Here is a 4,621-nt window from a genome sequence, read left to right as displayed (position 1 = left end):
TGCTAATCCAAAACCTAACAACGGTAGGGATCGGACTATGCGAAATAGTACGCATATTGCACGCATAATGAAAGCGTGCAACATATCAATCGAGCAGCTTTTGGACTTTGCTCATTCTTCAAAATACCTTACCAATCGTCAGCGTGCCCGAATTCTCCAGCGAGTTGGGGGTGCGGCATGAAATACTTCAAAGCAACCATCATCACTAACGTTGACCACGAGAAGGGTAAGACAACAAATTTCATCTATCTTTCCTCTGAGACGAAAATAGCTGCCAAGAAATTGGCCTCTCAACATATCTTTAAAACGGACGGCGCAAACTGCTGTTTTTACAAATCGCCCAGATTGGAAGAATTAGCGTTGAAGAGTATCTCGCTAATACCGAAAAACAGACGGATATTATCGAAAAACAGGGCATAGACCAGTTTTGCGCTTTACTCACGATATTTGGGGTTCAGGAAGAATACGACGAAGGCGAGATTCGCGATGCGGAGGATTTGTTGGCCAATCCATCAGAAGAGCCAGAGATTTTTGAGCAATACACCGAACTTCGTGAATTGTTGTCCGTGAAAATACAGGAAGCAGACAAAACTATCTCTTTAAGCGAAATCAAGGGAATAGCGATTCATCTTTTTGAGTGTGGAAAAAATAATCAGTTATTAACGCAATCAACAGAGTTATCCACTAAATCTGTCGTTATGTCTGTGGAAAACGTGGGAGAAGCGGAAAAAGCGAGGCGAATATAGTACCTGAAGAATTGGTTAATAATTACACAGAAGGGCAACAATTAATTAACTCAAAAGTCACAAACATAGACGACAACTCTATCTTCTCTGCTTTTCCTCCCGTTAACGGAAAAATCATGAGCGGTGAAAATATCACGCTTGAGATGTTGAACGGCTGTGTGGATGCGTTGAAACCCACAGAGAGCTTGATTGTTCGCCGTTTGTCAAATAGCACCTATCACGCCGGCAAACGGTTATTCGAGTACGCAAATTAGGTTGGTGCAAAGGCAGAGACAATAGCTGTGCTGGATTGGGACAAGGACGCACCCGTTCAGGAAGGAAAAACAAGAGCGTTTTTGATTGGTGATGCGGTACATACGGCTATTCTTGAGCCGGAGAAATTTCCGCTAAGATATGTTTCTGCACCTGAGCTGGATTTGCGTACAAAGGATGGCAAAAAACGCTATCCGATTTTGAGAAAAAAAATCTAACATTGGCAAGGGTTGTTTTAAAAAAGGAGGAATTTGAGGCAATCCAATTGATGCGTGATTCTGCGCTGGCTTACCCAATGGTTGAAGAGCTACTCGAAAACGGCGAACCAGAGGTTTCAATTTTCTATCGCACGGAAAAGGGGACGCTATTGAAAATTCGTCCTGATTTGTTGGGAATCTATTCAGATAAGCCTTTCTTGTTGGATGTGAAACGACTGACAATTTTCAAGGTTTTGGGAAATCTGTTGATGAGTTTGGTTATCACATACAAGCGGAATTTTACCGTCTGATTGCTAATCAGGTATTTGGTCAAGCGATAGCTTTCACTTTCTGTGCAATTGGCAAAAACCCAGCTTATGGGCGTTTTCCTGTGAAACTTTGTGAACCCGACGACGAAGATAGCGAGCAGGGCGTATACGAAGTAAATCGTGTGATTGATATGCTAGAAAGCGTCATAGAAACCTACCCAATAGTCAAAATATCCCGTCCTTTCTGGGCAAAACAGGCGGATAGAAAACGCAGAGAAGCTTTGATGATGGAAGAGGGTGTAGCATGAATACCGGACTGGAAACCATGAACAACGTCTATGCCAATTTGCAATCGGTCATTACGCAGCAAGGCATAGCAGCCCTGTTACCTGCTCAGGTTACGCCTGAGCAGTTCACCCGAACCGCCGCAACCGCATTGATTGAAAATGCGGATTTGCAAAAAGCCGATAAGCAATCACTGGTGCTGGCCTTAACCGTTGCGCCAAAGACGGACTTATGCCTGACGGACGAGAAGCTGCTCTGATTGTCCGTAGTACCAAAGTCAATAATCAATTTGTGAAAAAAGCCGTCTACATGCCGATGGTGGACGGTGTTATGAAACGTGCCCGTCAATCCGGTCAGGTAGCCAATATCATTGCAAAGGTTGTCTATTCACAAGATGAGTTTGAATATGTGATTGATGAAAACGGCGAGCATTTAACCCACCGTCCAGCGTTTTTTGATGGTGATGAGGTAGTAAAAGTCTATGCCTTCGCCAAACTCAATAGCGGTGAACTGGTTGTTGAAGTGATGAGTCGCGCTGACGTGGAAAAGATACGCGATACAGTGAAAAGCGCAAAAGACTACACAAGCCCTTGGGTGAAGTGGTTCGACAGAATGGCACTCAAGACAGTGATTCATCGCCTCGCTAGACGGCTTCCTTGCGCCTCTGAACTATTTTCGATGTTTGGGGGTATACGAAGATGCAAATTCAACAGAAAAACCGCTCAGAATGGCTCCTACTTCGTTTAAACGGCTATCGATGAGGGATATTATCCGTGAGCGAAACGAAAAACTACGTCAAAAAGAAGAAACGGCGACAGATGTACAACCAGCAACTAATCCAAAATTGGACGCCGTATTAATCGCCCTCGACGATGCCACCGACGAAAAAAACCTTGCTGAAATCGTTGAGCATTGTACCCTGTTGTCCGCTGAGTTGTCTGAGGACGAAAAAATACAGCTTCGTGAAAAGATTAAGACTAGCAAAAAGCGGTTAATTCCAACCAACAAAGATAGCAATGTTTGGATGGCAAGACTGGCAAACGGTACGGGTGACGCTTGGCGATTTCGAGATGGTGAAATAGTCCACGGATTTTTCGAGGCTGAGAAAAAGCCAAAGAGGTGGGCGCAGTATTGGAAAAACCGAGTCCTTACCGATTTAGTCCGAGTCATTAAAGTAAAAATGCCCCTGAGGTAAATAGGGGCGTTATTGCTAAAGCTGGATTATGATGTCTTAAATGTAATGATTAATATAGCGGGTTTGTTTGCCATAATTCAATCTGACGCGAGCAATTATTGAAGATATCCGATGAGTAAAAAATTCACCCCAACGCCCCATGATGCGGTATTTAAGCAGTTTTTAAGTGAAAAAGAGACCGCTAAAGATTTCTTTGATATCTGGCTACCGGATGAGATTAAGGCACTGTGTGACTTAGATAGCCTCAAAGTGGAATCTGGCTCATTTGTTGATAGTGAGATGAAAAACTACCAGAGTGATATCCTGTATTCTGTCAAAACAGAAAAGGGACAAGGTTATCTCTATCTGCTGATTGAACACCAATCAACCCCTGACAAGCTCATGGCATGGCGACTCATGCGCTACAGTATGGCTGCCATGCAAAAGCATTTAGAGGCTGGTCATAAAGAGTTGCCGCTGGTTTTTCCCATCCTGTTTTATTGCGGTGAGAAAAGCCCTCATCCGTATAGTACAGACTGGCTAGACTGCTTTAGTGGCAGAGATATTGCCGAAAAGATATACACCAAACCGTTTAAGCTAGTCGATGTCACCACGCTTGATGACGGTGAGATTATGCAACATAAGCGAATGGCGTTATTGGAGCTTATCCAAAAACACATTCGAAGACGGGATATGGCCGAGCTACTGAATAGTATTGTTAAACTGTTGTCGTATAATTATTATACTGATAATCAAGTTATTACTATGTTTAACTATCTAATCCAAGAAGGCAATGCTGAGCAACCAGCAAAGTTAATCAAAGAGATAGCCAGACAGACAGAGAAACATGAGGGGCATTGATGAATATTGCACAAGGTATACGAGAAGAAGGCATACAACAAGGCATACAACAAGGTATGCAACAAGGCATACAACAAGGCATACAACAAGGTATGCAACAAGGCATACAACAAGGTATGCAACAAGGCATACAACAAGGTATGCAACAAGGCATACAACAAGGTATGCAACAAGGGAAAGTTGAGGGCGAAAAACAGGCTTCCATGAAGATAGCGCGCCAAATGCTCGAAAGTGGCATGGATAGACAATCGGTGATGAAATTTACGAGCTTAAATGATACTGAAATGAGCAACCTGTTTAAAGATTAAACCATGACAGAACGCCAAAATTTAAGCCTTAATCGTCCTAGAAAGCTTTCATCGGAAGAACATCACAAAAGTGACCTTGCTTACCGTAAAAAGGTCTGGGTAAAGGCTGCGTCAAAAAAACAGAAAAAAAACCTCATCCTTCGAAAGCCGTAAAACAGCAGCCCAAGCAGACGGTTGTTAAACCCAAACAGGAAGTGAAGGTTAAAACACCTAAATCACCCACACCGTCTAAAAAGCGATTACCGTTAAATGAGGCAATTTCACAAATTAGCACGTTTTGGCCTTATCTTTTCCCTGATGGCAAGCTGTGCCCAATGAAAATTGGCATCCAGCAGGATATGTGGCAAGAGGTGAAGGAAAAGGGCTTACCGATAGCGAGAAGGCGTTTAAGAGCCTGTTTGGGTAGTGTTGGTCATCACGCCGATTATCGCGCACTTATCCAGTTAGGCGCATTTCGTTATGACAAATCCGGTCAGATAGTTGGCGAGGTCACCCAAGCGGATGTTGAGGATAATTTGCAACGTTTAGC

The 4,621-nt window shown here is 43.3% G+C and carries 9 protein-coding genes and 1 pseudogene; all 10 read left to right on the top strand.

Translation table 11 applies throughout. The annotated features are described in order from the left end of the window. Positions 1 to 177 precede the first annotated feature (177 nt). A complete protein-coding gene (locus tag AYJ55_RS22405) occupies positions 178 to 420 on the top strand; it encodes a hypothetical protein (RefSeq protein WP_063657982.1) in 243 nt (80 codons plus the stop codon). A 77-nt stretch (positions 421 to 497) separates the two neighbouring features. Then, positions 498 to 746: a hypothetical protein gene (locus AYJ55_RS22400; RefSeq protein ID WP_162505830.1), complete on the top strand. Its 249-nt coding sequence runs from the start codon at positions 498 to 500 to the stop codon at positions 744 to 746. Between the two features lie 281 nt (positions 747 to 1,027). Continuing rightward, on the top strand, positions 1,028 to 1,216 hold the full coding sequence (locus AYJ55_RS22390; RefSeq protein ID WP_063657977.1) for a hypothetical protein: 189 nt from the start codon (positions 1,028 to 1,030) through the stop codon (positions 1,214 to 1,216). A 2-nt stretch (positions 1,217 to 1,218) separates the two neighbouring features. Next, positions 1,219 to 1,506 carry a PD-(D/E)XK nuclease-like domain-containing protein gene (locus AYJ55_RS22385; protein ID WP_074168206.1) on the top strand — a complete coding sequence of 96 codons (288 nt, stop codon included), beginning with the start codon at positions 1,219 to 1,221 and terminating at the stop codon, positions 1,504 to 1,506. 80 nt (positions 1,507 to 1,586) lie between these two features. Beyond that, positions 1,587 to 1,772: a hypothetical protein gene (locus tag AYJ55_RS30135; protein WP_063657975.1), complete on the top strand. Its 186-nt coding sequence runs from the start codon at positions 1,587 to 1,589 to the stop codon at positions 1,770 to 1,772. Next, on the top strand, positions 1,769 to 2,008 hold the full coding sequence (locus AYJ55_RS34060; protein WP_063657974.1) for a hypothetical protein: 240 nt from the start codon (positions 1,769 to 1,771) through the stop codon (positions 2,006 to 2,008). The genes AYJ55_RS30135 and AYJ55_RS34060 overlap by 4 nt, the downstream gene beginning before the upstream one ends. Beyond that, a complete protein-coding gene (locus AYJ55_RS34055; protein WP_063657972.1) occupies positions 1,981 to 2,496 on the top strand; it encodes a recombinase RecT in 516 nt (171 codons plus the stop codon). The genes AYJ55_RS34060 and AYJ55_RS34055 overlap by 28 nt, the downstream gene beginning before the upstream one ends. Next, positions 2,477 to 2,944, top strand: a complete 468-nt coding sequence (locus AYJ55_RS34050; RefSeq protein WP_245677535.1) for a hypothetical protein — start codon at positions 2,477 to 2,479, stop codon at positions 2,942 to 2,944. The genes AYJ55_RS34055 and AYJ55_RS34050 overlap by 20 nt, the downstream gene beginning before the upstream one ends. Positions 2,945 to 3,055: 111 nt before the next feature. Next, positions 3,056 to 4,092, top strand: a pseudogene (locus tag AYJ55_RS22360) (Rpn family recombination-promoting nuclease/putative transposase). Between the two features lie 194 nt (positions 4,093 to 4,286). Beyond that, a partial coding sequence (locus AYJ55_RS31280) for a ProQ/FINO family protein (RefSeq protein WP_074168205.1) occupies positions 4,287 to 4,621 on the top strand: 335 nt, incomplete at its 3' end.

Source organism: Candidatus Arsenophonus triatominarum (genome assembly GCF_001640365.1).
Lineage (GTDB): Bacteria > Pseudomonadota > Gammaproteobacteria > Enterobacterales > Enterobacteriaceae > Arsenophonus > Arsenophonus triatominarum.
The sequence above is the reverse complement of the archived record's forward strand: the minus strand, read 5'-3'. Positions and strand labels throughout refer to the sequence as shown.

Bases quoted from the DNA above. Each gene is read 5' to 3' on its own strand.
- AYJ55_RS22405 (WP_063657982.1), top strand. From the start codon at position 178: ATGAAATACTTCAAAGCAACCATCATCACTAACGTTGACCACGAGAAG.
- AYJ55_RS34060 (WP_063657974.1), top strand. From the start codon at position 1,769: ATGAATACCGGACTGGAAACCATGAACAACGTCTATGCCAATTTGCAA.
- AYJ55_RS34055 (WP_063657972.1), top strand. From the start codon at position 1,981: ATGCCTGACGGACGAGAAGCTGCTCTGATTGTCCGTAGTACCAAAGTC.
- AYJ55_RS34050 (WP_245677535.1), top strand. From the start codon at position 2,477: ATGGCTCCTACTTCGTTTAAACGGCTATCGATGAGGGATATTATCCGT.